Genomic DNA, 22,873 nt, shown 5'->3' with positions numbered 1-22,873 from the left:
CCGATCGGGGGTCGCTCGTCATGTCCGTCTCCGCACAGCCAACTCCCTACCCCCTGCTGTCCCTTCTCGGCCGCGGCCTCGCGGCCGGCGGGGTCGCGGGGCTGGCCTCGGGACTGTTCTCGCTGCTGCTCGCCGAGCCCGTGATGGACCGGGCCATCCGGCTCGAGGAGAAACGCTCGGCGGCGGAAGCCGCCGCACACACGCACGCGGGCCACGGTGGGCACAGCCATGCCGCCGAGGCCGAGGAGCTCTTCAGCCGGGGCACCCAGCACTTCGGACTGGTGGTCACCGCCGTGGTGGCGGGGCTGGCGATCGGGGTGTTCTTCACCCTGGCCTACGCCTTGTCCCCCAGCCTCCGGCCGGGAGGTGCCCCCAACCGCTCGGCGGCCCGGAACGACGGCCGCGACTGGCAGCGCGCCATGGGCCTGGCCGGTGCGGGGTTCCTCGCGCTGTCCCTGCTCCCGGCGCTGCGCTACCCGGCCAACCCGCCGGGTGTCGGTGACGGCGGCACCGTCGCCGAACGGCAGGGCCTGTGGGTGGCCGCGCTGGTCATCGGCGTACTGGGAATGGTGCTGGCGCGTCAGGTGCACCAGCGGCTCGGACAGGCCGGGCACGGCCTCCCGGTACGCCAGTTGGGAGCCGCGGTGGCTGTCGTCGCCACCCTGGCGGCGCTCTTCCTGCTGCCGGACAACCCGGACCAGGTCCCGGTGCCCGCCACCCTGCTGTGGGACTTCCGGGTGCTCTCACTGGGCGGGCACCTGGTCCTGTGGGCCGTGCTCGGCGCCGTGTTCGCGGCCCCGGCACTGCGTCGGCAGCCGTCCGCAGAGCGGGAGGACCGGTCCGAGCCGGCGTCCGCCTCGGCGGTCTCCTGAGGTCGGCAGCGGGCCGAGAGCTCGTCAGCAGCGGACGAGCTCTCGGCTTCAGACCCGGTCGACGAGGTCCGCGATCGAGTCGACGACGCGGGAAGGGCGGTACGGGTAGCGCTCGACCTCGTCGGGCCTGGTCAGCCCGGTCAGCACCAGGAAGGTCTCCAGGCCCGCCTCCATACCGGCCCGGACGTCGGTGTCCATCCGGTCGCCGATCATCGCGCTGGTCTCGGAGTGGGCGCCGATCGCATTGAGCCCGGCGCGCATCATCAGCGGGTTGGGCTTGCCGACGAAGTAGGGGTGCTGCCCTGTGGCCTTGGTGATGAGGGCGGCGACCGAGCCGGTTGCGGGCAGCGCGCCCTCGGCCGAGGGGCCGGTCTCGTCGGGGTTGGTGGCGATGAAGCGGGCGCCGTCGTTGATGAGGCGGATGGCGCGGGTCAGCGCCTCGAAGCTGTAGGTGCGGGTCTCGCCGAGGACGACGTAGTCGGGGTCGGCGTCCGAGAGGACGTATCCGATGTCGTGCAGAGCCGTCGTCAGCCCGGCCTCCCCTATGACGTACGCGGTGCCGCCGGGGCGCTGGTCGTCCAGGAACTGCGCGGTGGCCAGCGCGGAGGTCCAGATGTTCTCCGTCGGCACGTTCAGTCCGATACGGGAGAGCCGGGCGTGCAGATCCCGAGGGGTGTACATGGAGTTGTTGGTGAGCACCAGGAACGGCCGCCCCGACTCCTTGAGCCGCTTGATGAACGAGTCGGCGCCGGGGACGGGGATCCCCTCGTGCATCAGCACACCGTCCATGTCGGTGAGCCAGGACTCGATGGGCTTGCGCTCTGCCACGGAGGGACTCCTGCCAGGTCGTGGTGGTCCGGCCGGCGGGGATGTGCCCGCGGGGAGCGAGGCACGGAACCGGCCGCCGCGCTCAGCGTAACGGCAGCGGCCGGTGCTGGTCAGCCGGGACGTATGCCGTCGAGTGCGTCAGGTGCCCGGACGCGACGGTCCGACTCGTTACCGCTGCGTAGCGCTCCGGCGGAGGCAGCCTCTCGCGCACGTCCACGCGCGGACGTCGAGCCGCTCTCCCCCCTGAGAGCGGGGTATCCGCGGAGGAGACAAAATGAACCGCATGGACACCACCGTCACGCCGCTCCGCGTCGGGCTGCTCGGCTTCGGCCTGGCCGGATCGGTCTTTCACGCCCCGCTGATCGCCACCACACCGGGGCTCGCCCTGGACACCGTCGTCACCTCCGACCCGGAGCGCCAGAAGCGCGCCCGGGAGGCCGGCGGCCCGGACGGTGAGGTGCGGACGGTCGCGTCGGCGGACGAACTGTTCGCGGACGCGGACAGTTTCGACCTGGTGGTGGTCGCCACCCCGAACCGCACCCATGTACCGCTGGCCCACCGCGCACTGGACGCGGGGCTGCCGGTGGTGGTGGACAAGCCGCTGGCGGCGACCGCCGCCGAGGCCCGGGAACTGGCGGCGAAGGCCGAGTCACGCGGGCTGCTGCTGGCGCCGTTCCAGAACCGCCGCTGGGACAACGACTTCCTCACCCTGCGCTCGCTGCTGGGCCAGGACTCGCTGGGCGAGGTGTTCCGCTTCGAGTCGCGGTTCGAGCGCTGGCGGCCCCGGCTCAAGGGCGGCTGGCGGGAGTCGGGCGACCCGGAGGAGGTGGGCGGGCTCCTCTACGACCTGGGCAGCCATCTGGTGGACCAGGCGCTGACCCTGTTCGGTCCGGCCGCCTCCGTCTATGCGGAGTCCGACGTACGGCGCGCGGGAGCCGAGGCCGACGACGACAGTTTCATCGCCATCACCCACGAGAACGGTGTCCGCTCCCATCTGTGGATGAGCGCCACCGCGGCCCAGCTCGGCCCCCGTTTCCGGGTGCTGGGCAGCCGGGCCGCGTACGTGAAGTACGGCCTCGATCCGCAGGAGAACGCCCTCCGCGCGGGTGCCCGCCCCGCCGAGGGGGTGCCCTGGGGCGTGGAGCCCCAGGACGCGTGGGGCACCCTCGGCGCCCAGGACGCGCCCGACGAACTCCGTACGGTGCCCACGCTGGACGGTGACTATCCCGCGTTCTACGACGCCATCGCCTGCGCCCTCCGCGACAGCACGCCCCCGCCGGTCACCGCGCGCGAAGCTGCCGCCACCCTCCAGGTGTTGGAGGCAGCCCGCTCCTTTGCGCGGAGCGCCTAGCGCTGCGCAGGCGGAGCCCTCTCAGGCGCAGGGCAGGCAGGGCCCTCTCAGGCCGGCTTCATGACTTGGCGTTGGCGGCCCAGCCCCGCGATTTCCAGCTCCACGACATCGCCGTCCCGCAGATACGGCTTGGGTTCGGGCATGCCCATGGCGACGCCGGCGGGGGTGCCGGTGGACACCACGTCGCCCGGATACAGCGTCATGAAGTGGCTGAGGTAGCACACCACTTCGGCGACGGGGAAGATCTGGTCGGCGGTGGTGCCGTCCTGCCGCAACTCGCCGTTGACCCACAGCCGCAGGGCGAGCGCCTGCGGGTCGGGCACCTCGTCGGCCGTCACCAGCCAGGGGCCCAGCGGGTTGAAGGTCTCGCAGTTCTTGCCCTTGTCCCACTGGCCGCCGCGCTCGATCTGGAAGGCCCGCTCGGAGACGTCGTTGGCGACCGCGTACCCGGCGACATGGGCCAGCGCCTCCTCGTGGGAGGTCAGACAGCGAGCTGTGCGGCCGATGACGACGGCGAGTTCGACCTCCCAGTCGGTCTTCTCGCTGCCGCGCGGAATCAGCACGGTGTCGTTGGGACCGACGACGGTGTCGGGCGCCTTCATGAAGACGATGGGCTCCTCGGGCACCGCGGCCCCGGTCTCCCGGGCGTGATCGTGGAAGTTCAGCCCGATGCACACGATCTTGCCGATCCGGGCCAGCGGCGGCCCGGTCCGCAGCCCCTCGGGCTCGCCGTCCGCCGCCATCTCGGGCAGCCTCGCGGCGGCGGCCGCCTCCCGTACCCGGCCGAGCGCGACGCTGTCGGCGAGCAGGTCAGGGTCGATGTCCGGGACGATCCCCGACAGATCGCGCAGGGTTCCGTCCTCGTCCAGCAGCGCGGGGCGCTCGGCTCCCGCGGGTCCGACGCGGAGCAGTTTCACGTGACTCTCCCTCCCAGGCGAATCAGCTGATCCTCCAAGAGGGCGTTCAGAACCACAAGAGAGCGTTCACGTACTGGACCGTAGCTTTCGGGCCACGGAACCGCGGTGGGACTCACACTCCGAACAGCCGGGCCACCGTGTAGATCGCCAGCCCGGCCAGCGAGCCGACCACCGTGCCGTTGATCCGGATGAACTGGAGGTCCCGGCCGATATGGGCCTCGATCTTCTTCGAGGTGTGCTCGGCGTCCCAGCCGGCGACCGTCTCCGAGATCAGCGAGGTGATCTCCTCCCGGTAGGTGGTCACCAGATACACCGCGGCGCCCTCGATCCAGCCGTCCACCTTGGACCGCAACCGCCCGTCGGCCGCCAGCCGGCCGCCCAGCGACAGCAGTGCGGCCCGGGCCCGGATCCGCAGTTCGCTGCGCTCGTCCTCGGCGGCAGCCACCAGCATGTCCCGTACGGCACCCCACACCGAGGCGATCAGGTCCTGCACCTCGTCGCGGGCCAGCGTCTCGTTCTTCAGCCGCTCCACCCGGGCGCGGGTGTCCGGGTCGGACTGGAGGTCGGCGGCGAAGTCGGTCAGGAAACGGTCGACGGCGCCCCGCGCGGGGTGGTCGGGCATGTCCCGCATCTCGGTGACGAAGCGCAGCAGTTCGCGGTAGACCCGCTCGCCGACCTTCCGGTCCACGAACTTCGGCGTCCAGCCCGGTGCACCCCCCGCGACCGCGCCCATGACCGAGTCGCCGTGCTCACGCAGCCACTCGGCGGCCCGGGTGCACACCAGGTCGACGACCCGGCGGTGGCCGCCGTCCGTGACGATCTTCTCCAGCAGCGTGCCGAGCCCCGGCGCCACCTCCTTGGCGGTGGCCCGGCGGGTGATCGCCTCGCTGACGACGGCCTGGACGTCCGAGTCCCGCAGTACGGTGAGCGCGCCGCGCAGCGCGGTGGACAGTTCCGCCGTCACCCGGTCGGCGTGCTCGGGCTGAGCCAGCCAGCTGCCGAGCCTGCTGCTGATGCCGACGGCACGCAGCCGGTCGCGTACGACGCCGGCGGAGAGGAAGTTCTCCCCGACGAAGTCCCCGAGACTCTGCCCTAGTTGGTCCTTCTTGGTCGGGATGATCGCGGTGTGCGGGATCGGCAGCCCCATCGGATGCCGGAAGAGCGCCGTGACCGCGAACCAGTCGGCCAGCGCGCCCACCATCCCGGCCTCGGCGGCAGCCGCGACGTAACCGGTCCAGGGTCCCGCACCCGCGTGCTCCGCCCACTTGGTCAGCGCGAAGACGGTGGCCATCAGCAACAGCGCGCCGGTGGCGATCGTCTTCATCCGCCGCACCCCGCGCCGGCGTTCCTCGTCCGCGGGGGTGAAGCCGCCGACACCACCCGGCCCGCGCGGCGCCGAACCCCCGGAGGCACCGGAGGCACCCCCCGCGCCGCCCGCACCGCCGGCGCCGCCCGCAGCACCGGAAGCACCCGCGGTATCCGCGGCACCCTCGGCGCCTCCGGCACCCGAGTGGCCCAATGATCCGTCCCCGGTTCCGGTGAGTTGCCGCGATGCGGCACCGGCGCGTGTGATCGCTCTCACGTGGGCATCCTCACGTGCGGGCCGCTCGCCCTCGGTAGTCCGTTCCATCCGCTCCCACCCTCCCCCTGAATCGCCCCTGGCCACGCCCTGGATACCGACGGAATTCGCGGGGCCCTCGACAACCGGTGGCGCCGGACCCGCCCCCGACCGCCGACGAGTACGGGGAGGGACATTCTCCCTCCCCCGGCATCAAGTGGAACGGACCGAGGGTCTTCCGCGTCTGTGTGAGCGGCAGCAGAGAAACAACATGAGCAAGGACCAGGTGCCGGGGGAACCACCCACCGACTGCCCGTCCGGCGTACGGCCCCCGCAAGGGCGCCGTGCCCAGATCGTGGGATCATGGCACCGCAGACCACCCGGAGCCGCGGGCTCCGTGCAGCCCGAGGAGAACCATCGCGCGTGACCAGGAACATGGGCTATGCCCTGCTCGCCGGACTGGCGGCGATCGTGGTCCTCGTCTCGACCGCGATATTCATCGGAGCGGGCAACAACGGCAACGGGCTGGACGAGGACTCGCCCCAGGCGCGTAACTCGGCGGCGCCCGCCTCCTCGGGCAACTGGGTCGGCACCTGGTCGGCGGCGCCCGCGGCAGCCGAACCGCACACCAGGGACGGCTTCGCGAACATGTCGATAAGGAACGTCGTCCACACCTCGGTGGGCGGCACGGGCGCCCGCGTCCAGCTCTCCAACCTGTTCGGCAACCGCCCGCTGACCATCACCCACGCGAGCGTCGCCCTCGCCGCGGCCCCCAGCAATCCCACGGCCGCGGCCGGCAGCATGCGCCGCCTCACCTTCGGCAACAAGCCCTCGGTCACCATCCCGGCCGGCGGCGAGGTCACCAGCGACGCGGTACGGCTCAACGTGCCGCACGCCGCAGACCTGCTGGTCACCACCTACTCGCCCACCCCCTCCGGGCCTGTGACCTATCACCCGTACGCACGGCAGACCAGCTATGTGGCCGACGGGGACCGCGCCGAGGACACCTCGGGCACCGCCTTCAACCAGCAGAGCCCGTACTGGCGTTACCTCTCCGCGGTGGACGTGTGGAGCTCCGAGACCCAGGGCGCGGTGGCGGTGCTGGGCGACTCGATCACCGACGGCATCACCTCCAGCCCCGGCGCCAACCGGCGCTGGACCGACTTCCTCGCCGAGCGGCTGCGCACCGAGCGGGACGCGCCCCGGCTGAGCGTCGTCAACTCGGGCATCAGCGGCAACCGCGTCCTGGTCGACGGCAGTAAGTTCTCGCCCAACAACGGGCCGAGCGGGCTGACGCGGATGAGCCGGGACGTGCTCTCCCGCACCGGGGTGAAGGTCGTCGTCGTGGAGATGGGCCTCAACGACATCATCAAGCCGCCCCGGCAGCGCGATCCCAAGCGGATAGTGAACGGCCTGCGGGACATCGTGCGCCAGGCGCACACCCGGGGGCTGCGCGTCGTCGGCGCCACGCTCACCCCCTTCGGCGGGCACCGCGGCTACACCCCGCGGATGGAAGCCGTCCGACAGGCCGTCAACGCCGAGATCCGGAAGGGGAAGGTGTACGACGACGTGGTCGACTTCGACGCAGCGCTGCGGGATCCCGCGCACCCCGAGCGGCTGCGCGCGGCGTACGACTCGGGCGACCATCTGCACCCGAGCGACAACGGGTTCCAGGCGATGGCGCAGGCCCTCGATCTGAAGACGCTGAAGGGCGCACGCCCCGCCAAGCTGTGAGGGGCCGGCGGTTCAGCCCGCGTACATGCGGGCGATGACGTCCTCGATGTCCGGTTCACGGATGGACAGATCCACCAGCGGGTACTCCGCCGCCAGCTGGGAGACCAGCGGGGCTGCGCTGGCGGAGGCCGGGAAGGCCAGCCACTGGCGCGGCCCCTCCGTACGGACCGTGCGGGCGCCCGCGACGCCCTCGATGGGCGGCAGCTCCCGCTCCAGGTCGACCACCAGGGTGCGCTCGCCGCGGCCCACCTCGTGGAGGCCCGCGAGGGGGCCGTCGTACATGAGGCGGCCGTGGTCGATGACCACCACCCGCTTGCACAGCTGCTCGATGTCGCTCAGGTCATGGGTGGTCAGCAGCACGGTGGTGCCCTGTTCGGAGTTGAGGTCCAGCAGGAATCTGCGCACCCGGGCCTTGCTGACGACGTCCAGGCCGATCGTGGGCTCGTCCAGATAGAGCACGTCCGGATCGTGCAGCAGCGCTGCGGTGATGTCGCCGCGCATCCGCTGCCCCAGCGAGAGCTGCCGTACCGGCACGTCCAGCAGATCACCCAGCTCCAGCAGCTCCACGCAGCGCTCCAGGTTCTCCTCGAAGCGGGCCCGCGGGATGCGGTACATCCGGCGGACCAGCCCGTAGGAGTCGCGCAGCGGCAGGTCCCACCACAGGGTGGTGCGCTGGCCGAAGACGACGCCGATACGCCGCACCAGCGTGGTGCGTTCCTTCCACGGGTCCACCCCGGCGACCCGCAGGCTTCCATCGGTCGGGGTGAGGATGCCGGTGAGCATCTTGATGGTGGTCGACTTTCCGGCACCGTTGGGCCCGATGAACCCGGTCATCTCGCCGCGGCGCAGGGTGAAGGAGATGCCGTCGACCGCTCGCACCTGAGTGGCCGTTCGGCGTAGCAGGCCGCTTCTGCGGCGCACGGTGAAGGTCTTGGTCAGGTCCCGTACGTCGATGAACCCGCCGTCCGCGTCGCCCACTGCTGCTGCGTCCTTTCTGTCGTTCAGCTTCCTGTGCTGCGGTACGCGCGCAGCCCCGCCCGCCACACCAGGCCCGTCACGGCGCAGCACAGCACCGCGACGGCGGGTGCGGCGAAGTCGGCCCAGCCCGGCAGGCCCAGTGGATCGTCCCGGCCCAGCACATGCAGCGCCGGCAGCCAGTTGACGAAGGCCAGCGGCACCACGAACGTCACGCCGCGCACCAGTTCCTTGCCGAAGACGGTGGGCGGGTACTGGAGCAGCGTCGTACCCCCGTAGGTGAAGGCGTTCTGCACCTCGGAGGCGTCCTGCGCCCAGAACTGGAAGGCGCCGCCGAGGACGAACATGCAGCCGAATATGGCGGCACCGCACAGCACCATGGAGCACACCAGCGCGATCCTGCCCGGCGTCCACTCCAGCTCCAGCCGGGCCACGGACCAGCCCAGCACCAGCGAACCCTGGGTGACCCGGCCCAGCCTGCGCAGCGCAAAGCGGTCGGCTGCGAGCTGGCTGAGGACGGGGACGGGCCGGGTCAGCAGCACGTCCATGGTGCCGTCCCGCACCCGGCGGCCGACCCGCTCCGCCGTGCCCAGCAGCAGGTCGGACAGGCCGAAGGCGACGCAGGAGGTGCCGTAGAGGAAGGCGACCTCGGGCAGCGCGAAGCCGCCCAGCGCGTCCACCTGCGCGAACATGATCATGATGGCGGCGAAGTCGAGAGACGTCGTCGCGAAGTTGGCCGCCAACATCATCACGAACGAGGCCCGGTACGTCATCGTCGAGCGCACCCACATCGCCGCGATGAAGCCGTAGGCCCGCACCCCCCACGCCATCCGGCCCAGCGCGGCGCGGGACCGCGGCAGTACGTCAGCCACCCTGGACCACCACCTTGCGGGTCGCGACGGTCTGGAGCAGCCGCCCCGCGAACAGCAGCACCAGCGCCCACCCCGCCTGGAAGGCGAGCCCCACCGCCGCCCCGCCGGGGTGGGTGCCCAGCAGCACATCGACGGGCACCTGGAGCGTCGCGGACCACGGCAGCAGGCGCGCCGCATCGCCGAAGGCGCCGGGGAAGACCGTCAGCGGTAGCAGCATCCCGGAGAAGAACAGGCTCAGCAGGGTGGACAGGGCGTTGAGACCGGTCGCGTCCAGCAGCCAGAAGCCGCACAGCGCGAACAGATAGCGCAGCGCGAAGCTGACCACGATGGCCAGCAGGACGGCGAGCAGGAACAGCAGCCATGCCCAGGGGGATAGCGGCAGCGCCAGATCGAAGGCGAGGGCACCGACGGCAAGCGGCGCCAGTCCGCGTCCCAGCAGCTGGAAGGCGGCCCGCCCCAGGTCGGCGGCGAGCCACCACAGCTGGAGGTCGACCGGCCGGTAGAGGTCGATGGCGACGTCGCCGTTCCGTATCCGTTCCTGGAACTCGTCCTGGAAACCGCCGCCCATCAGCGCCGCGGCGGCCAGCATCGCCTGCCCGATCCACACGAAGGTCAGCGCCTGACTCTGGTCGTAGCCGCCGAGGTGGGGACGCTCGTGCCACAAGGCGATGAACGTATAGGCGAGAATGAAGCCGAAGACGGTGTTGGTGAAGACGCCGGCCGCCGTGGCGACGCGGTAGGTGGCGTAGCGCCGGAAGCCGCTGACGGCTACGGCGAAATTGAGACGGAGCAGATGCATCCTTTCGAGCCTCTCTACCGTCTTCCCAGTAGCACTTCCGTGCGAGCACCGCGCGCGAGCGAAGCCAGCGAGCCTAGCTCACGGGCCTGGTGGGCGACCACCGAATATCCACCGGGCCGGGCTACGGCCCCGAGGGCGTTCTCCGGCACGGAGGGTGCGACAGTGTTCTACGGGGCGGACCAGCATCGCCCGCCATTGGACGAGGAGTCCCTGCAAACATGAGTGACGAGCCGAACAGCGACGCCGAAGGCCGGGAGCCGGAGTCGGACGGCCCGCCAGAGCAGCCCCCCACGGGGAAGCCCGCTTCGGCCCCCCGGGAAAACGCGGGGGCGCCGGAGGAGAGCGCGGGGACTCCCGGGAAGAGTACGGAGAGAACGGGGGCCGCCGGACAGCGCGCCGGGTCCACCGAGCAGGACTCCGCGGAGGGGAACAGCTCTCCGGAGCAGAACGCCGCACGGGAGGGGAACGGCCCCCGCGAGGGAGACGGCTCCCGCGAGGGGAACGGCTCCCGCGAGGGGAACGCCTCACGGGAGGGAAACGGCTCCCCCGAGCGGCCTGCCGCGCCGAGTGAGCCGGGGGCGGCCGGTACCCCCAGCGCGCCGAGTGCCCCGAGCGCCCCCGGCGAGCGCTCCATATCGGCGCCGAAGCAGCCCGCGCCGAGCGAGCCGCCCACCGCGCCCGACCAGCCCGCGCCGAGCGAGCCGCAGGCGTCATCGCCGCAGCCGTCATCGGAGAAGCCCGCGTCCAGCGGGAAGCCCGCACCCACCCCGCCCCAGCAGCCAACCCCGCCACCACCGGCCGGACCGGCCGCGACTGCCGCCATACCCGTGGGGCAGGCCCCGGCGGGGGGCAGCCCCCCACCCGAGGAGAGCGGCAGCCTCATGGAGAACAGCCCCGCCGCGGCCGACGGCAAGAAGGCCAAGAAGTCCAAGGCGGACAAGAAGGCCGCGAAGGCCCTCAAGAAGCAGAAGCGCCGCCGAACCGGCTGGCGCCGGCTGCTGCCCACCTGGCGGATGGTGCTGGGCGGCCTCCTGCTGATCGTCCTGCTGGTCTCGGGCGCACTGGTCGCCGGCTATCTGCTGGTGAGCATCCCGGCTCCGAACGACGCCGCGGCGGCGCAGACCAACGTCTTCCTGTACGCGGACGGCACCCAGATCGCCCGGGACGGCGAGATCAACCGCGAGAACATCACGCTCGGCCAGGTGCCGAAGGAGACACAGCACGCCGTGCTGGCCGCCGAGGACCGCGACTTCTACAACGAGTCCGCGGTCGACCCGCAGGCCATGGCCCGCGCCGGCTGGAACATGGTCACCGGCGGGGAGCGTCAGTCGGGTTCGACGATCACCCAGCAGTATGTGAAGAACTACTACCTGAGCCAGGACCAGACGGTCACCCGTAAGGCCAGGGAGTTCTTCATCGCGTTGAAGCTGGACAACGAGGTCAGCAAGAACGACATCCTTCAGGGCTACCTCAACACCAGCTACTTCGGCCGGAACGCCTACGGCATCCAGTCGGCGGCGCACGCCTACTACGGCAAGGACGTCAGCAAGCTGACCCCGTCCGAGGGCGCGTACCTCGCCGCGCTGGTCAACTCGCCCAACGCGTACGACACCCGTGCCCACCCGGAGAACAAGGAGCGCGCCGTCGCCCGCTGGAACTATGTGCTGGACGGCATGGTCAAGGAGGGCTGGCTCAGCGAGAGCGACCGCGCGGAGATGAAGTTCCCCGAGCCGGACCGGGTCAAGCCGCCGCGGAACATGTCAGGCGAGCGCGGCTATCTGGTCGAGGCGGTCAAGAACCACCTCATCAACAACAAGATCATCGATGAGCAGCGGCTGGCGGCCGGCGGGTTCCGGATCACCACGACGTTCCAGCCGAAGAAGCAGAAGGCCATGCGCGACGCGGTCGACAAGCAGCTGATGTCCCAGTTGGACAAGAAGAACCGCAAGGTCGACAAGTACGTCCGCGCGGGCGGCGCCTCGGTGGACCCGAAGACCGGCAAGGTCGTCGCGATGTACGGCGGCATCGGCTACACCAAGCAGTACACGAACAACGCCACGCGCCGGGACTACCAGGTCGGCTCGACCTTCAAGCCGTTCCTGTTCACCGCGGCCATCCAGCACAAGTCCACCACCCAGGGCGGTCAGCCGATCCGCGCGAACACCATCTACGACGGCAGCAACAAGCGCGAGGTGGTGAGCAACGGCCAGGGCACCGGCTACGCGCCCGCCAACGAGGACCAGCGCTCCTACGGGAAGATTCCCGTCTCGACCGCCATGGACAAGTCGGTCAACAGCGTCTTCGCGCAGATGGGAATCGACGTCGGCCCCAAGAAGGTCAAGGAGACCGCCGTCGATCTGGGCGTGCCCGAGAGTGTTCCCAACTTCACCCCGGACGGCTCCATCGGGCTCGGCGTCACCACGGCTTCGACGCTCGATATGGCCGAGGCGTACGCCACGCTCGCCAACCACGGCAAGCACGGCCACTACAGCCTGGTGCAGAAGGCCACCCGCGGCGGTGAGGTCGTCAACCTGCCCGACGAGGAGGCCAAGCAGGCCGTCACCCGCGCCGCCGCCGACTCCACCACGGCCACGCTGCGCAGCGTCGTCCAGGGCGGCACCGGTACGGCGGCGCAGTCCGCCGGCCGTCCGGCGGCCGGCAAGACCGGTACCGCCGAGGAGGACAAGGCCGCCTGGTTCGCGGGCTACACACCGGACCTGGCCACCGTCATCTCGGTGATGGGCCAGAACCCGAAGACGGCCGTCCAGGAGCCGCTGTACGGGGCGGGCGGCCAGCCGCGCGTCAACGGTGGCGGCTACCCGGCGGAGATCTGGGGCGCCTACACGAAGAAGGCGCTGGAGGGCCGCCCGGTCAAGGACTTCAACCTGGACACGGCGGGCAACGGCAATGTGCCGGGCACCCAGCCGCCGAGCTCGACGCCGACGACGGAGCCGCCGTCGGACGAGCCGAGCGAGGAGCCGTCCGAGACCGAGCAGCCGAGCGACGAGCCCTCGACGCCGCAGCCGCCGACCAGCCTGCCGCCGTCCACACCGGGGCCGAGCATCCCGGAGATCGGCGGGGTGGACGGGGGCGACCCGGGCGGTGACCCGGGCGGCGATCCCGGCGGTGCCAACGGTGATCCGGGCGGCAGCCCCAGCGGTGACCCAGGCAGCGGCTGGAACGGCGGAGCCCAGGCAGTCCGCCGCTGGTGAACCGAGGGGGCGCCCTGGGCGGCGCCCCCTCTCGCCAATGCGCCCTCCTCTCCGCCGCGACGGCGGAAAGGAGGGCGGCTCGATGAAGGTGCGCTACAGGTACAGGCCCGTCGAGTCGGCGGTGTCCTGAAGGCGCTCCGCCGCGACCGCGTGGAGGTCGCGCTCGCGCATCAGGACGTATGCGACGCCCCGTACCTCGACCTCGGCGCGGTCCTCCGGGTCGTACAGCACCCGGTCTCCGGGCTCCACCGTCCGGACGTTCTGGCCGACGGCGACCACCTCGGCCCAGTCCAGCCTGCGTCCTACGGCCGCGGTGGCGGGGATCACGATGCCGCCGGAGGAGCGGCGCTCGCCCTCGCTGGTGTCGGTCCGTACGAGCACGCGGTCGTGCAGCATGCGGATCGGCAGCTTGTCATCGTGTGCGGAGGCAGGGGTCTTTGGGCTCACCGGAAGACCGTATCTCAGTGCCTCAGTGGTGGCGGCGGCGAGCCCGGCGACGGCCGGCGGGCCTGCGCCGGGAGGTGAGCGCGAGGGCACCCACCAGAGCGACGGCCACCACTGCGGCGGGCACGACCCGTTCCAGCCGGGGGGCGCCGTCCTCGCCGACGAACTGGGCCCGCACATCGGAGACCGTACGGTTGGCGACGACGTATGCGCGCCCCGCGGTGCGGTCCACCGCGGCGGCCGCCTTCGCCCTGGCGTCCCCGATGATGGTCTTCGGATGAACGCGTACGGCGATCTCGTCCAGCGCGGCGGCGAGGTCCTGCCGCCTGCGGATGATGTCCGCCTCGATGTCCGCGGGGGTCCTGGCTTCCGGCACCGAGCTGCCTCCGTCGCTGTCAGTCCTGCGTCCTACCGTGTGTGTCAGCGGCCATCCTGTCAGCTTGCCGGTGCCGCCGCCCTGTGGCACCCCCGATCGGCGGCCGTTGGCTACGCTCGGGCAGGTTCGGCCCCGCCGCACTTCGGAGTGGGTCCACCACGGATCCACTACGGACAAGTACAGCACTCCGGCGCGTACCGCGGCGGCCATCGGAGGAAACACACGGCACCGAAGGAGCCCTCATGAGCCCACGACTCGCACCCGGCGACGCCGCCCCCGACTTCACGCTGTCCGACGCCGACGGCAAGGATGTCTCGCTGTCCGGCCTGCGGGGCCGCAAAGTGATCGTCTACTTCTACCCGGCGGCCCTGACCCCTGGCTGCACGAAGCAGGCGTGCGACTTCACGGACAACCTCGAACTGCTGGCCGGACAGGGCTACGACGTCATCGGCGTCTCCCCCGACAAGCCGGAGAAGCTGGCGAAGTTCCGCGAGAAGGAGTCGCTGAAGGTCACCCTCGTCGGCGACCCGAGCAAGGAGACGATGGAGGCGTACGGCGCCTTCGGCGAGAAGAAGCTGTACGGCAAGACCGTCACCGGCGTCATCCGCTCCACGGTGATCGTGGACGAGGAGGGCAAGGTCGAGCGGGCGCTCTACAACGTGAAGGCGACCGGGCATGTGGCCAAGCTCATCAAGGATCTTGGGCTGGTTTCGCGGTGATCCTGCGATGGCTTGTGGAGGACGAGGTGGATTACCTGAAGAGGCCAAATGCGAGTAGTGGGGCGGGTGTTACGCATGGGGGATGAACAACGAGGTTCAGCAGCCCCACGACGATGACCCGGCTGCGCACAAGCGGAATGATGAAGTCCGCCGTAGCGACATCACGGTCACGGACGAGGCGACGGTCAAGCGCGCCACCAGGGCCGCTGCTGTAGGCAACGCCATGGAATGGTTCGACTTCGGGATCTATGCGTATCTCGCGGTCACTATCGGAAAGGTCTTCTTCCCGGGGGACGGCAGCACTCAGCTCCTGGCCTCCTTCACCGCCTTCGCCGCCTCTTTCCTGATCCGGCCGCTGGGCGGGATGGTCTTCGGCCCGCTCGGCGACCGCCTCGGCCGAAAACAAGTGCTGGCGTTGACCATGGTGCTGATGGCGGCAGGCACCTTCTGTATCGGCCTGATCCCCTCCTACGACTCGATCGGCATCGCCGCTCCCGCCCTGCTGCTGCTCTGCCGCATGGTTCAGGGCTTCTCCACCGGCGGCGAGTACGGAGGGGCTGCCACCTTCATCGCCGAGTACGCGCCGGACAAGCGACGCGGCTACTTCGGCAGCTTCCTGGAGTTGGGCACCCTGATCGGCTACACCGGAGCCGCCGGTCTGATCCTGGTGCTGAACACCACGCTGGGCGAAGATGCGATGCTGGACTGGGGCTGGCGCATCCCGTTCCTGATCGGCGGACCGATCGGCGTCGTCGGTCTGTATCTGCGGACGAAGCTGGACGAGACCCCGGCCTTCCAGCAGCAGCAGGCGCAATCGGCCGAGGCGGGCACCGACGGGGCGAACGGGCCCAAGCTGTCGGAGGACATGCCGCGGAAGAAGTTCACGGCGATCTTCACCGAGCAGTGGCCCATGCTGCTCCTGTGCATCGCCCTGGTCGCGGCCTACAACATCACCGACTACATGCTCCTGTCGTACATGCCCGCCTACCTGACCGACGCCCTCGACTACAAGCACTCGATGGAACTGGTCGCGGCGATCATCGCGATGGTGGCGATGGCGGTGGTGATCCAGCGGGTCGGGAAGCTCGCCGACCGCTTCGGCCGCAAGCCGCTGCTGATGGCCGGCATGGGGGGCTTCGCCGTACTGACGATCCCCGTCTTCGTCCTCTTCCAGCAGGGCAGCTTCACGGCGGTGATCATCGGACTGCTGCTGCTGGGCGCCCCTCTGGTGTGTCTGCTGGGCACCATGTCGGCGACACTGCCCGCACTCTTCCCCACGGAAGTGCGGTACGGCTCGCTGTCCGTCGGCTACAACGTGTCCACCTCGCTCTTCGGCGGTACGGCACCGATGGTGATGGCGTACCTGGTCGACAGCACCGGCGACAAGCTGGCACCGGCCTACTACGCCTCGGGCGCGGCCGTCCTCGGCATCATCGCCGTGGCCCTCATGAAGGAGTCCGCGGGGCAGCCGCTGCCGGGCTCGCCGCCCTCGGTCAGCACCGAGGAGGAGGCCCGCGCCCTGGCCGGGGCCGAATCCAAGGAGACAACCCCCGCCTGACCCCGTCCACCCACCACCTGCCCGCACCCCGGACCATCCGGCCGGGGTGCGGGCGCAGTGCGTACGGGGCACACGCAGTGCCCCGACGGGCGCGTATGCCGAAGTGGGGCCGGTGGTACCCCTCAGGGATGAAGCACGAGGATCAGCCTCAGGACCCGGCTGCCCTCAAGCGGCACCGGCACCTCTTCCGCGCCGTCGGACGCCGACGGAAACCGAAGGTCCGTCGTAGCGACATCACGGTGACGGACGAGGCGACGGTCAAGCGCGCCACCAAGGCCGCCGCCGTCGGTAATGCCATGGAGTGGTTCGACTTCGGGATCTACGCCTATCTCGCGGTCACCATCGGCAAGGTCTTCTTCCCCGGCGGCAGCACCCAACTGCTGGCCTCCTTCACCGCCTTCGCCGCCTCGTTCCTGGTCCGGCCGCTGGGCGGGCTGTTCTTCGGTCCGCTCGGCGACCGCATCGGGCGCAAGAAGGTGCTGGCGTTGACGATGGTGCTGATGGCGGCCGGCACCTTCTGCATCGGCCTGATCCCCTCCTACAGCTCCATCGGGCCGGCCTCGCCCGTGCTGCTGCTGGTGTGCCGGCTGGTGCAGGGCTTCTCGACCGGCGGCGAGTACGGAGGGGCTGCCACCTTCATCGCCGAGTACGCGCCGGACAAGCGGCGCGGCTACTTCGGCAGCTTCCTGGAACTGGGCACGCTCATCGGATACACCGGTGCGGCCGCGCTGGTGCTGGTGCTGAACACCGCGCTGGGCGACGACATGATGCTGCGCTGGGGCTGGCGCATCCCGTTCCTGGTCGGTGGGCCCATCGGGGTCGTCGGTCTGTATCTGCGGATGCGGCTGGACGAGACCCCGGCCTTCCGGAAGCGGGCCGCGCAGCTGTCGCACTCCCCCGAGGCGAGCGCCGTGGAGGCGGACGAGCCGAGGCTGTCGGAGAACGTGCCGCAGAAGGAGCTGAGGTCGATCTTCACCGAGCAGTGGCGCACGCTGCTGCTCTGCGTCGGCCTGGTGGCCGCCTACAACGTCACGGACTACATGCTCCTGTCGTACATGCCCGCCTATCTGACCGACGCCCTCGGGTACGAGAACTCGATGGAGCTGGTCGCCGCCATCATCGCCATGGTGGCGATGGCGGCGGTGATCCAGCGGGTCGGGCACCTCAACGACCGCTTCGGCCGCAAGCCCGTGCTGATGATCGGCATGATCGGCTTCGTCGTGCTGACGATCCCCGCCTTCGCCCTCTTCCAGCAGGGCAGCTTCGGCGCGGTGCTGATCGGGCTGCTGGCGCTCGGCGCCTGTCTGGTGTGTCTGCTGGGCACCATGTCGGCGACGCTGCCCGCGCTCTTCCCCACCGACGTGCGCTACGGCTCGCTCTCCATCGGCTACAACGTGGCGACCGCGGTGTTCGGCGGTACCGCGCCGGGCGTGATGACGTATCTGGTCGACAGCACCGGCGACAAGCTGGCCCCTGCCTACTACGCCTCGGGCGCGGCCGTCCTCGGCATCGTCGCGGTGGCCTTGATGAAGGAGACGGCGCGGCAGCCGCTCGCGGGCTCACCGCCCTCGGTCAGCACCGAGGAGGAGGCCCGCGCCCTGGTCCGGGCCGAAACCAGCCGGCCCACGTTCTGACACCCGCCCGCACCGCCGCCCCCGGCCCGGCGGACCAGGGTGCGGGCGCAGTACGATACGTGCGCGCGCGAGTGCCGGAATTGGTAGACGGGACGGCTTTAGGTGCCGGTGTCTTCGGACGTGGGGGTTCGAGTCCCCCCTCGCGCACCGCGGGCGCATCCGTTGCCGGGCGCACAGAGCGGAGTCGTCGGCGAACTCCTCACCCGTCGTTCTCCGTTGCCGAGGCTTGCGGAATCCGAAGCGCAAGACACCGGGAACATCGGGGACCTCGGTGCGGGGTCAGCCGAGGGCGAGCATTTCCCGTACGGCGGGAACGAGGGCGCGGAATGCCTCACCACGGTGGCTGATTGCGTTCTTCTCCGCAGGGCTGAGCTCGGCACACGTCCTGGTCTCGCCGTCGGGCTGCAGGACCGGGTCGTAGCCGAAGCCGCCGTCGCCCGCGGGAGCGTGCCGAAGGGTGCCGCGCAGCCGACCGCTGACGACCCGTTCGGTGCCGTCGGGAAGCGCGAGGGCCGCGGCGCACTCGAAGTGCGCTCCCCGGTGTGCGGAGTCGATGTCGGCGAGCTGGGCGAGCAGCAGGTCCAGATTGGCGCCGTCGTCCCCGTGCCGTCCGGCCCAACGTGCGGAGAAGATGCCGGGCGCCCCGCCGAGCACGTCCACGCAGAGCCCGGAGTCGTCGGCGACCGCGGGCAGCGCGGTCGCCTTCGCGAGGGCGTGCGCCTTGAGGAGGGCGTTCTCCGCGAACGTCACACCCGTCTCCTTGACGTCCGGCACCTCGGGGTAGGCGTCGGCGCCCACCAGGTCCAGTTCGAGGCCCGCGTCGGCGAGGATCGCCTTCAGCTCGGTGACCTTGTGGGCGTTGCGGGTGGCCAGGATCAGGCGCTTGGTGCTCATGGCCACCAAGTATCGCGCCCGCCCGAGAGGTGACGGTCGGTGGGAGGCCCCGGGCGGGGCGACGCTCAGCCCGGGGTGCAGACCTTCGTCAGCTCGTCGGCCGCGTCGGAGACCGGCTTGGTCCGTGGTGTGCGGCCTGCCTCCACGTCAGAGCGGACGCTGTCGACCGCCTCCCGCAGCCGGGAGACGGACTTGCCGACATCCCCGTCGTCCGTCTCCTTGTCGATCTTGTTGAGGTTCTTGTCGATCCGGTCCAGCGCCTTGTCCGCCTGGGTCGGGTCCTCACCCGCGTCCGAGACGGCCTGCTGGAGATCGTCGACCGAACGGGCGACGGACGAGGCGGTGTTCGCGCAGTCCAGCGCCTTGTCGACGGCCGAGCAACTCGCCAAAATCGGTGCGATCAGTGCGACGGCCGTGATGGCTGCCGCTGTGGTGACGGTCTTGCTGCGTGGCACCTCTGCGCCCCCCTTCCTGAAACCGAGACTGGTCGGACCGCACGGTTCGACGACACGTGCGGCCCGCACCCGGATAGACGCGTAAAGCGGTGGCAAAGTTCCCCGGGCACCGACTCCGGTGCCCGCCGGCTTTCCTCTTCAGCGGCCCAGTGCTTGCCGCTTCAGCGGCCCAGTGCTGTGCGCTGCGCACCGTCGAGTTGGGCGCAGCCCGCGACGGCGAGATCGAGCAGCCCGTTGAGCTCCTCGCGGGCGAACGGTGCGCCCTCGGCGGTGCCCTGTACCTCCACGAAGTGGCCGTCACCGGTGCAGACCACGTTCATGTCCGTCTCGGCGCGGACATCTTCCTCGTACCGCAGGTCGAGCATCGGTACGCCGTCGATGATGCCGACGCTGACGGCGGCGACGGTGCCGGTCAGCGGCTGGGCCTTGGCCTTGATGAGCTTGCGCTCCTGCGCCCAGGCGACGGCGTCGGCCAGCGCGACGTACGCACCGGTGATCGCCGCGGTACGGGTACCGCCGTCCGCCTGGAGCACATCGCAGTCGATCACGATGGTGTTCTCGCCCAGCGCCTTGTGGTCCACCACGGCGCGCAGCGAGCGCCCCACGAGACGGGAGATCTCGTGGGTACGGCCGCCGATCCGGCCGCGTACGGACTCGCGGTCGCCGCGGGTGTTGGTGGCGCGCGGGAGCATGGCGTACTCCGCGGTGACCCAGCCCTCCCCACTGCCCTTGCGCCAGCGGGGCACGCCCTCCGTCAGGCTGGCGGTGCACAGGACCCGGGTGTCGCCGAAGGAGACGAGGACGGAACCCTCGGCGTGCTTGCTCCAACCGCGTTCGATGGTGACGGGTCGCAGCTCCTCGGCCTTACGGCCGTCGATACGTGACATGCGTGCGAGCGTATCCCTGGCCGGGGGCTTGGGCCGAACGTGGTGGTTGCGGTGCCTCCGCTTCCCGCCGGTCCCTCGCCGTCTCCGCTGATCACCGTTGCGGCGGGCAGGGGCACCCCTTCAGCAGAAGCAGGGCGGCGGTCACATCATGTCTTCGATCTCGGCGGCGATGGGGTCGGCGTCGGTGCCGATGACCACCTGGATCGCGGAGCCCATCTTGACGACGCCGTGGGCGCCCGCGGCCTTCAGGGCGACCTCGTCGACGAGGGAGGCGTCGTTGACCTCGGTGCGGAGGCGGGTGATACAGCCCTCGACCTCCTCGATGTTGTCGAGCCCGCCGAGTCCGGCGACGATCTTCTCAGCCTTGCTGGCCATGTCCTTCTCCTGAGTTCCCGCCCGGTGGACGCCGTGGCGCTGCTGACGCAGTGGCTTTTTGTCACGTTAGCCCACGATCAGCCCAGCTATGCGAGCGCCGGTGCACTGTCTGGCGAATGATGACGGATAGTGGCGACGTGGGTACGCCCGCCGCCGTACCGGCGAGCACGCCCGCACCGCTAATGGTCTACGCCAGTAGGCGTCAGCCGCCCGGTCGGCGGACGAGGGGCCGACCAGTCAGGAGGAGGTCGTGAGCGCCAACGCCGCAGCCGGGCCGGGGAGGAGGTGGACCTCCACCTTCTTCCAGGGCTTGCAGAAGATGGGGCGCAGCCTTCAGCTCCCCATCGCGGTGCTCCCGGCCGCCGGCATCCTCAACCGGCTCGGCCAGCCGGACATCTTCGGGGACGACGGCCTGGGCTGGACGGACGTCGCCAAGGTCTTCCAGGGCGCGGGCGGCGCGCTGCTGGACTCGGCGCTCGGACTGCCGCTGCTGTTCTGCGTGGGCGTGGCCATCGGCATGGCCAAGAAGGCGGACGGCTCGACCGCGCTGGCCGCCGTCGCCGGCTTTCTCGTCTACTACAACATCCTTCAGCAGTTCCCCACCTGCCCCTCCGGTTCCAGCTTCGACACCGAGCAGGGCACCTGTCTGGCCAAGGACGGCACCGCGGCCGGCGCGGCGGCCTTCCAGAACCCGGGCGTCTTCGGCGGGATCGTCGTCGGGCTGCTGTCGGCGTGGTTCTGGCAGCGCTTCCACCGGGTGAAGCTGGTGGACTGGCTCGGTTTCTTCAACGGGCGGCGGCTGGTGCCGATCATCATGGCCTTCGTCGCGCTGGTCTTCGCGGTGCTGTGCCAGTGGGTGTGGCCGCCGATCGGTGACGGGCTCACCAGCTTCTCGAAGTGGATGACGGACCTGGGCGCCTGGGGTGCGGGCATCTTCGGCGTCGCCAACCGGGCGCTCATCCCGATCGGCATGCACCAGTTCCTGAACACCTTCATGTGGTTCCAGTTCGGGAGCTACAAGAAGCCGGACGGCGAGGTCGTGCACGGCGACATCAACCGCTTCCTGGCGGGCGATCCGAGCGCGGGACAGTTCCTCTCGGGCTTCTTCCCGATCATGATGTTCGCGCTGCCGGCCGCCGCGCTGGCCATCACGCACGCGGCCCGCCCCGAGCGGCGCAAGGTGGTCGGCGGGCTGATGCTCTCGACCGCGCTGACCTCGTTCGTCACCGGGGTCACCGAGCCGATCGAGTTCTCGTTCCTGTTCGTCGCCCCGGTGCTGTACGTCATCCACGTACTGCTGACCGGCGTCTCGATGGCGCTGACCTGGGCGCTGGGCGTCCATGACGGGTTCAGCTTCTCGGCCGGACTGATCGACTACGTCATCAACTGGAGCCTGGCCACCAAGCCATGGCTGATCATCCCGATCGGGCTGGGCTTCGCAGTGATCTATTACGTGCTCTTCCGCGCTGTGATCTCCAAGTTCGACCTGAAGACCCCGGGCCGGGAGCCGGAGGATGTCGCGGAGGAGATCGAGGACGAGGTGACGCGGTAACCGCGCAGCCCCGCGTTCATCGACTACATCTCGGACGAGTGGGCCCAGCCCCGGACAACCGTCAGGGGGAGGGGCTCCGTCCGTTCCGGACCGGAGGGCTCAGATCTCGTACACGGCCCCCGGCCGGGCCAGCTCGACCGGCCCCGCGAACACCGCTTTGGCGTCCCGGAGATTGATCTGCGGGTCCGTCCACGGCGGTACGTGTGTGAGCACCAGCCGGGCGGCGCCGGCCCGCGCTGCGGTCTCCCCGGCCTCCCGGCCGTTGAGATGGAGACCGGGGATCTGCTCCTTGCCGTCCGTGAAGGACGCCTCGCACAGGAACAGATCGGCGTCCCGGGCAGCGAGTTCGAGCTGGGGGCACGGGCCGGTGTCACCCGAATACGTCAGGACCCGGCCGCTCTCCTTGTGCTCGACCCGGAAGGCGTACGCCTCCACCGGATGGTCGACCAGCTCCGTACGCACCCGGAACGGGCCCGCGTCGAAGCTGCCGCCGGCGGAGAGGGTGCGGAAGCTGAAGACCTCGCTCATCGACGAGTCGGACGGTGTGTCGGCGTACGCCGTGGTGAGCCGCTGCTCGGTGCCGGGCGGGCCGTGGACCGGGATGGGGCCGCAACGGCCGCCCTCGTGGCGGTAGTAGCGGGCGACGAAGTAGCCGCACATGTCGATGCAGTGGTCGGCGTGGAGATGGCTGAGCGCGATCACGTCGAGGTCGTAGAGGCCGCAGTGCCGCTGGAGCTCACCGAGCGCCCCATTGCCCATGTCCAGGAGCAACCGGAAACCGTCGGCCTCGACGAGATAGCTCGAACAGGCCGATTCCGTGGACGGAAACGACCCCGAACAGCCGACGACGGTGAGCTTCAT

At 70.4% G+C, this 22,873-nt stretch carries 22 protein-coding genes and 1 tRNA gene; 10 read left to right on the top strand and 13 right to left on the bottom strand.

Annotated elements, in window-relative coordinates:
* The first annotated feature begins 20 nt into the window (after positions 1-20).
* Positions 21-872 (top strand): CbtA family protein, encoded by an 852-nt coding sequence (locus tag ACTWP9_RS12180; protein WP_443246084.1) that lies wholly within the window; start codon positions 21-23, stop codon positions 870-872.
* A 48-nt stretch (positions 873-920) separates the two neighbouring features.
* On the opposite strand, the gene ACTWP9_RS12175 is transcribed toward ACTWP9_RS12180, so the two are convergent.
* Positions 921-1,700, bottom strand: a complete 780-nt coding sequence (locus tag ACTWP9_RS12175; protein ID WP_443246083.1) for an HAD-IIA family hydrolase — start codon at positions 1,698-1,700, stop codon at positions 921-923.
* A 274-nt stretch (positions 1,701-1,974) separates the two neighbouring features.
* Here ACTWP9_RS12175 and ACTWP9_RS12170 point away from each other — a divergent pair, with 274 nt between their 5' ends.
* Positions 1,975-3,051 carry a Gfo/Idh/MocA family oxidoreductase gene (locus ACTWP9_RS12170; protein ID WP_443246082.1) on the top strand — a complete coding sequence of 359 codons (1,077 nt, stop codon included), beginning with the start codon at positions 1,975-1,977 and terminating at the stop codon, positions 3,049-3,051.
* 47 nt (positions 3,052-3,098) lie between these two features.
* On the opposite strand, the gene ACTWP9_RS12165 is transcribed toward ACTWP9_RS12170, so the two are convergent.
* Together ACTWP9_RS12165 and ACTWP9_RS12160 are read right to left on the bottom strand one after the other, a co-directional pair.
* Positions 3,099-3,968, bottom strand: a complete 870-nt coding sequence (locus ACTWP9_RS12165) for a fumarylacetoacetate hydrolase family protein (RefSeq protein ID WP_443246081.1) — start codon at positions 3,966-3,968, stop codon at positions 3,099-3,101.
* Between the two features lie 112 nt (positions 3,969-4,080).
* Entirely contained in the window at positions 4,081-5,598 is a 1,518-nt protein-coding gene (locus tag ACTWP9_RS12160) for a DUF445 domain-containing protein (RefSeq protein ID WP_443246080.1), read from the bottom strand.
* Positions 5,599-5,797: 199 nt separating this feature from the next.
* Between ACTWP9_RS12160 and ACTWP9_RS12155 the strand changes: the two genes are divergently transcribed.
* Both ACTWP9_RS12155 and ACTWP9_RS12150 read left to right on the top strand, forming a co-directional pair.
* Positions 5,798-5,953, top strand: coding sequence for a hypothetical protein (locus ACTWP9_RS12155; protein ID WP_443246079.1), 156 nt, complete (start codon positions 5,798-5,800; stop codon positions 5,951-5,953).
* Between the two features lie 8 nt (positions 5,954-5,961).
* Entirely contained in the window at positions 5,962-7,260 is a 1,299-nt protein-coding gene (locus tag ACTWP9_RS12150; protein WP_443246240.1) for an SGNH/GDSL hydrolase family protein, read from the top strand.
* A 12-nt stretch (positions 7,261-7,272) separates the two neighbouring features.
* Here ACTWP9_RS12150 and ACTWP9_RS12145 read toward each other — a convergent pair whose 3' ends face one another.
* From ACTWP9_RS12145 to ACTWP9_RS12135, 3 genes are read right to left on the bottom strand one after another with little or no spacing between them, the layout of a single operon-like run.
* Positions 7,273-8,238, bottom strand: coding sequence for an ABC transporter ATP-binding protein (locus ACTWP9_RS12145; RefSeq protein ID WP_443246078.1), 966 nt, complete (start codon positions 8,236-8,238; stop codon positions 7,273-7,275).
* A 23-nt stretch (positions 8,239-8,261) separates the two neighbouring features.
* The gene (locus ACTWP9_RS12140) at positions 8,262-9,065 is read right to left on the bottom strand and encodes an ABC transporter permease (RefSeq protein WP_443246239.1); all 804 of its coding nucleotides are present in this window, start codon (positions 9,063-9,065) and stop codon (positions 8,262-8,264) included.
* Between the two features lie 34 nt (positions 9,066-9,099).
* On the bottom strand, positions 9,100-9,906 hold the full coding sequence (locus ACTWP9_RS12135) for an ABC transporter permease (RefSeq protein ID WP_443246077.1): 807 nt from the start codon (positions 9,904-9,906) through the stop codon (positions 9,100-9,102).
* Between the two features lie 218 nt (positions 9,907-10,124).
* Between ACTWP9_RS12135 and ACTWP9_RS12130 the strand changes: the two genes are divergently transcribed.
* Positions 10,125-13,118, top strand: coding sequence for a transglycosylase domain-containing protein (locus ACTWP9_RS12130; protein WP_443246076.1), 2,994 nt, complete (start codon positions 10,125-10,127; stop codon positions 13,116-13,118).
* Positions 13,119-13,211: 93 nt separating this feature from the next.
* Here the strand turns inward: ACTWP9_RS12130 and ACTWP9_RS12125 are convergent, their stop codons facing one another.
* Both ACTWP9_RS12125 and ACTWP9_RS12120 read right to left on the bottom strand, forming a co-directional pair.
* The gene (locus ACTWP9_RS12125) at positions 13,212-13,514 is read right to left on the bottom strand and encodes a GroES family chaperonin (RefSeq protein WP_443246238.1); all 303 of its coding nucleotides are present in this window, start codon (positions 13,512-13,514) and stop codon (positions 13,212-13,214) included.
* A gap of 73 nt (positions 13,515-13,587) precedes the next feature.
* Complete coding sequence (locus ACTWP9_RS12120; RefSeq protein ID WP_443246075.1) at positions 13,588-13,938, bottom strand: DUF3618 domain-containing protein; 351 nt, start codon at positions 13,936-13,938, stop codon at positions 13,588-13,590.
* 242 nt (positions 13,939-14,180) lie between these two features.
* Here ACTWP9_RS12120 and bcp point away from each other — a divergent pair, with 242 nt between their 5' ends.
* The 4 genes from bcp to ACTWP9_RS12100 all read left to right on the top strand — a co-directional run bounded on the left by bcp (position 14,181) and on the right by ACTWP9_RS12100 (position 17,996).
* The gene (gene bcp, locus ACTWP9_RS12115) at positions 14,181-14,657 is read left to right on the top strand and encodes a thioredoxin-dependent thiol peroxidase (RefSeq protein ID WP_443246074.1); all 477 of its coding nucleotides are present in this window, start codon (positions 14,181-14,183) and stop codon (positions 14,655-14,657) included.
* A gap of 82 nt (positions 14,658-14,739) precedes the next feature.
* Positions 14,740-16,215: an MFS transporter gene (locus ACTWP9_RS12110; protein WP_443246073.1), complete on the top strand. Its 1,476-nt coding sequence runs from the start codon at positions 14,740-14,742 to the stop codon at positions 16,213-16,215.
* Positions 16,216-16,343: 128 nt separating this feature from the next.
* Positions 16,344-17,849 (top strand): MFS transporter, encoded by a 1,506-nt coding sequence (locus ACTWP9_RS12105; RefSeq protein WP_443246072.1) that lies wholly within the window; start codon positions 16,344-16,346, stop codon positions 17,847-17,849.
* 65 nt (positions 17,850-17,914) lie between these two features.
* Positions 17,915-17,996: transfer RNA gene (locus tag ACTWP9_RS12100), tRNA-Leu, on the top strand.
* Positions 17,997-18,128: 132 nt separating this feature from the next.
* Here ACTWP9_RS12100 and rdgB read toward each other — a convergent pair.
* The 4 genes from rdgB to ACTWP9_RS12080 form a co-directional block, all read right to left on the bottom strand.
* Positions 18,129-18,743 (bottom strand): RdgB/HAM1 family non-canonical purine NTP pyrophosphatase, encoded by a 615-nt coding sequence (rdgB, locus tag ACTWP9_RS12095; protein ID WP_443246071.1) that lies wholly within the window; start codon positions 18,741-18,743, stop codon positions 18,129-18,131.
* Between the two features lie 65 nt (positions 18,744-18,808).
* Positions 18,809-19,198 carry a hypothetical protein gene (locus ACTWP9_RS12090; RefSeq protein ID WP_443246070.1) on the bottom strand — a complete coding sequence of 130 codons (390 nt, stop codon included), beginning with the start codon at positions 19,196-19,198 and terminating at the stop codon, positions 18,809-18,811.
* Positions 19,199-19,359: 161 nt separating this feature from the next.
* Positions 19,360-20,085 carry a ribonuclease PH gene (gene rph / locus ACTWP9_RS12085; protein WP_443246069.1) on the bottom strand — a complete coding sequence of 242 codons (726 nt, stop codon included), beginning with the start codon at positions 20,083-20,085 and terminating at the stop codon, positions 19,360-19,362.
* Between the two features lie 141 nt (positions 20,086-20,226).
* A complete protein-coding gene (locus tag ACTWP9_RS12080) occupies positions 20,227-20,511 on the bottom strand; it encodes a glucose PTS transporter subunit EIIB (RefSeq protein ID WP_443246237.1) in 285 nt (94 codons plus the stop codon).
* Positions 20,512-20,710: 199 nt separating this feature from the next.
* Between ACTWP9_RS12080 and ACTWP9_RS12075 the strand changes: the two genes are divergently transcribed.
* Positions 20,711-22,012: a PTS transporter subunit EIIC gene (locus ACTWP9_RS12075; protein ID WP_443246068.1), complete on the top strand. Its 1,302-nt coding sequence runs from the start codon at positions 20,711-20,713 to the stop codon at positions 22,010-22,012.
* 99 nt (positions 22,013-22,111) lie between these two features.
* Here the strand turns inward: ACTWP9_RS12075 and ACTWP9_RS12070 are convergent, their stop codons facing one another.
* Entirely contained in the window at positions 22,112-22,873 is a 762-nt protein-coding gene (locus tag ACTWP9_RS12070) for an MBL fold metallo-hydrolase (protein WP_443246236.1), read from the bottom strand.

Origin of the sequence: Streptomyces sp. 3N207 (assembly GCF_052246355.1) — a bacterium.
GTDB lineage: Bacteria > Actinomycetota > Actinomycetes > Streptomycetales > Streptomycetaceae > Streptomyces.
The sequence above is the reverse complement of the archived record's forward strand: the minus strand, read 5'-3'. Positions and strand labels throughout refer to the sequence as shown.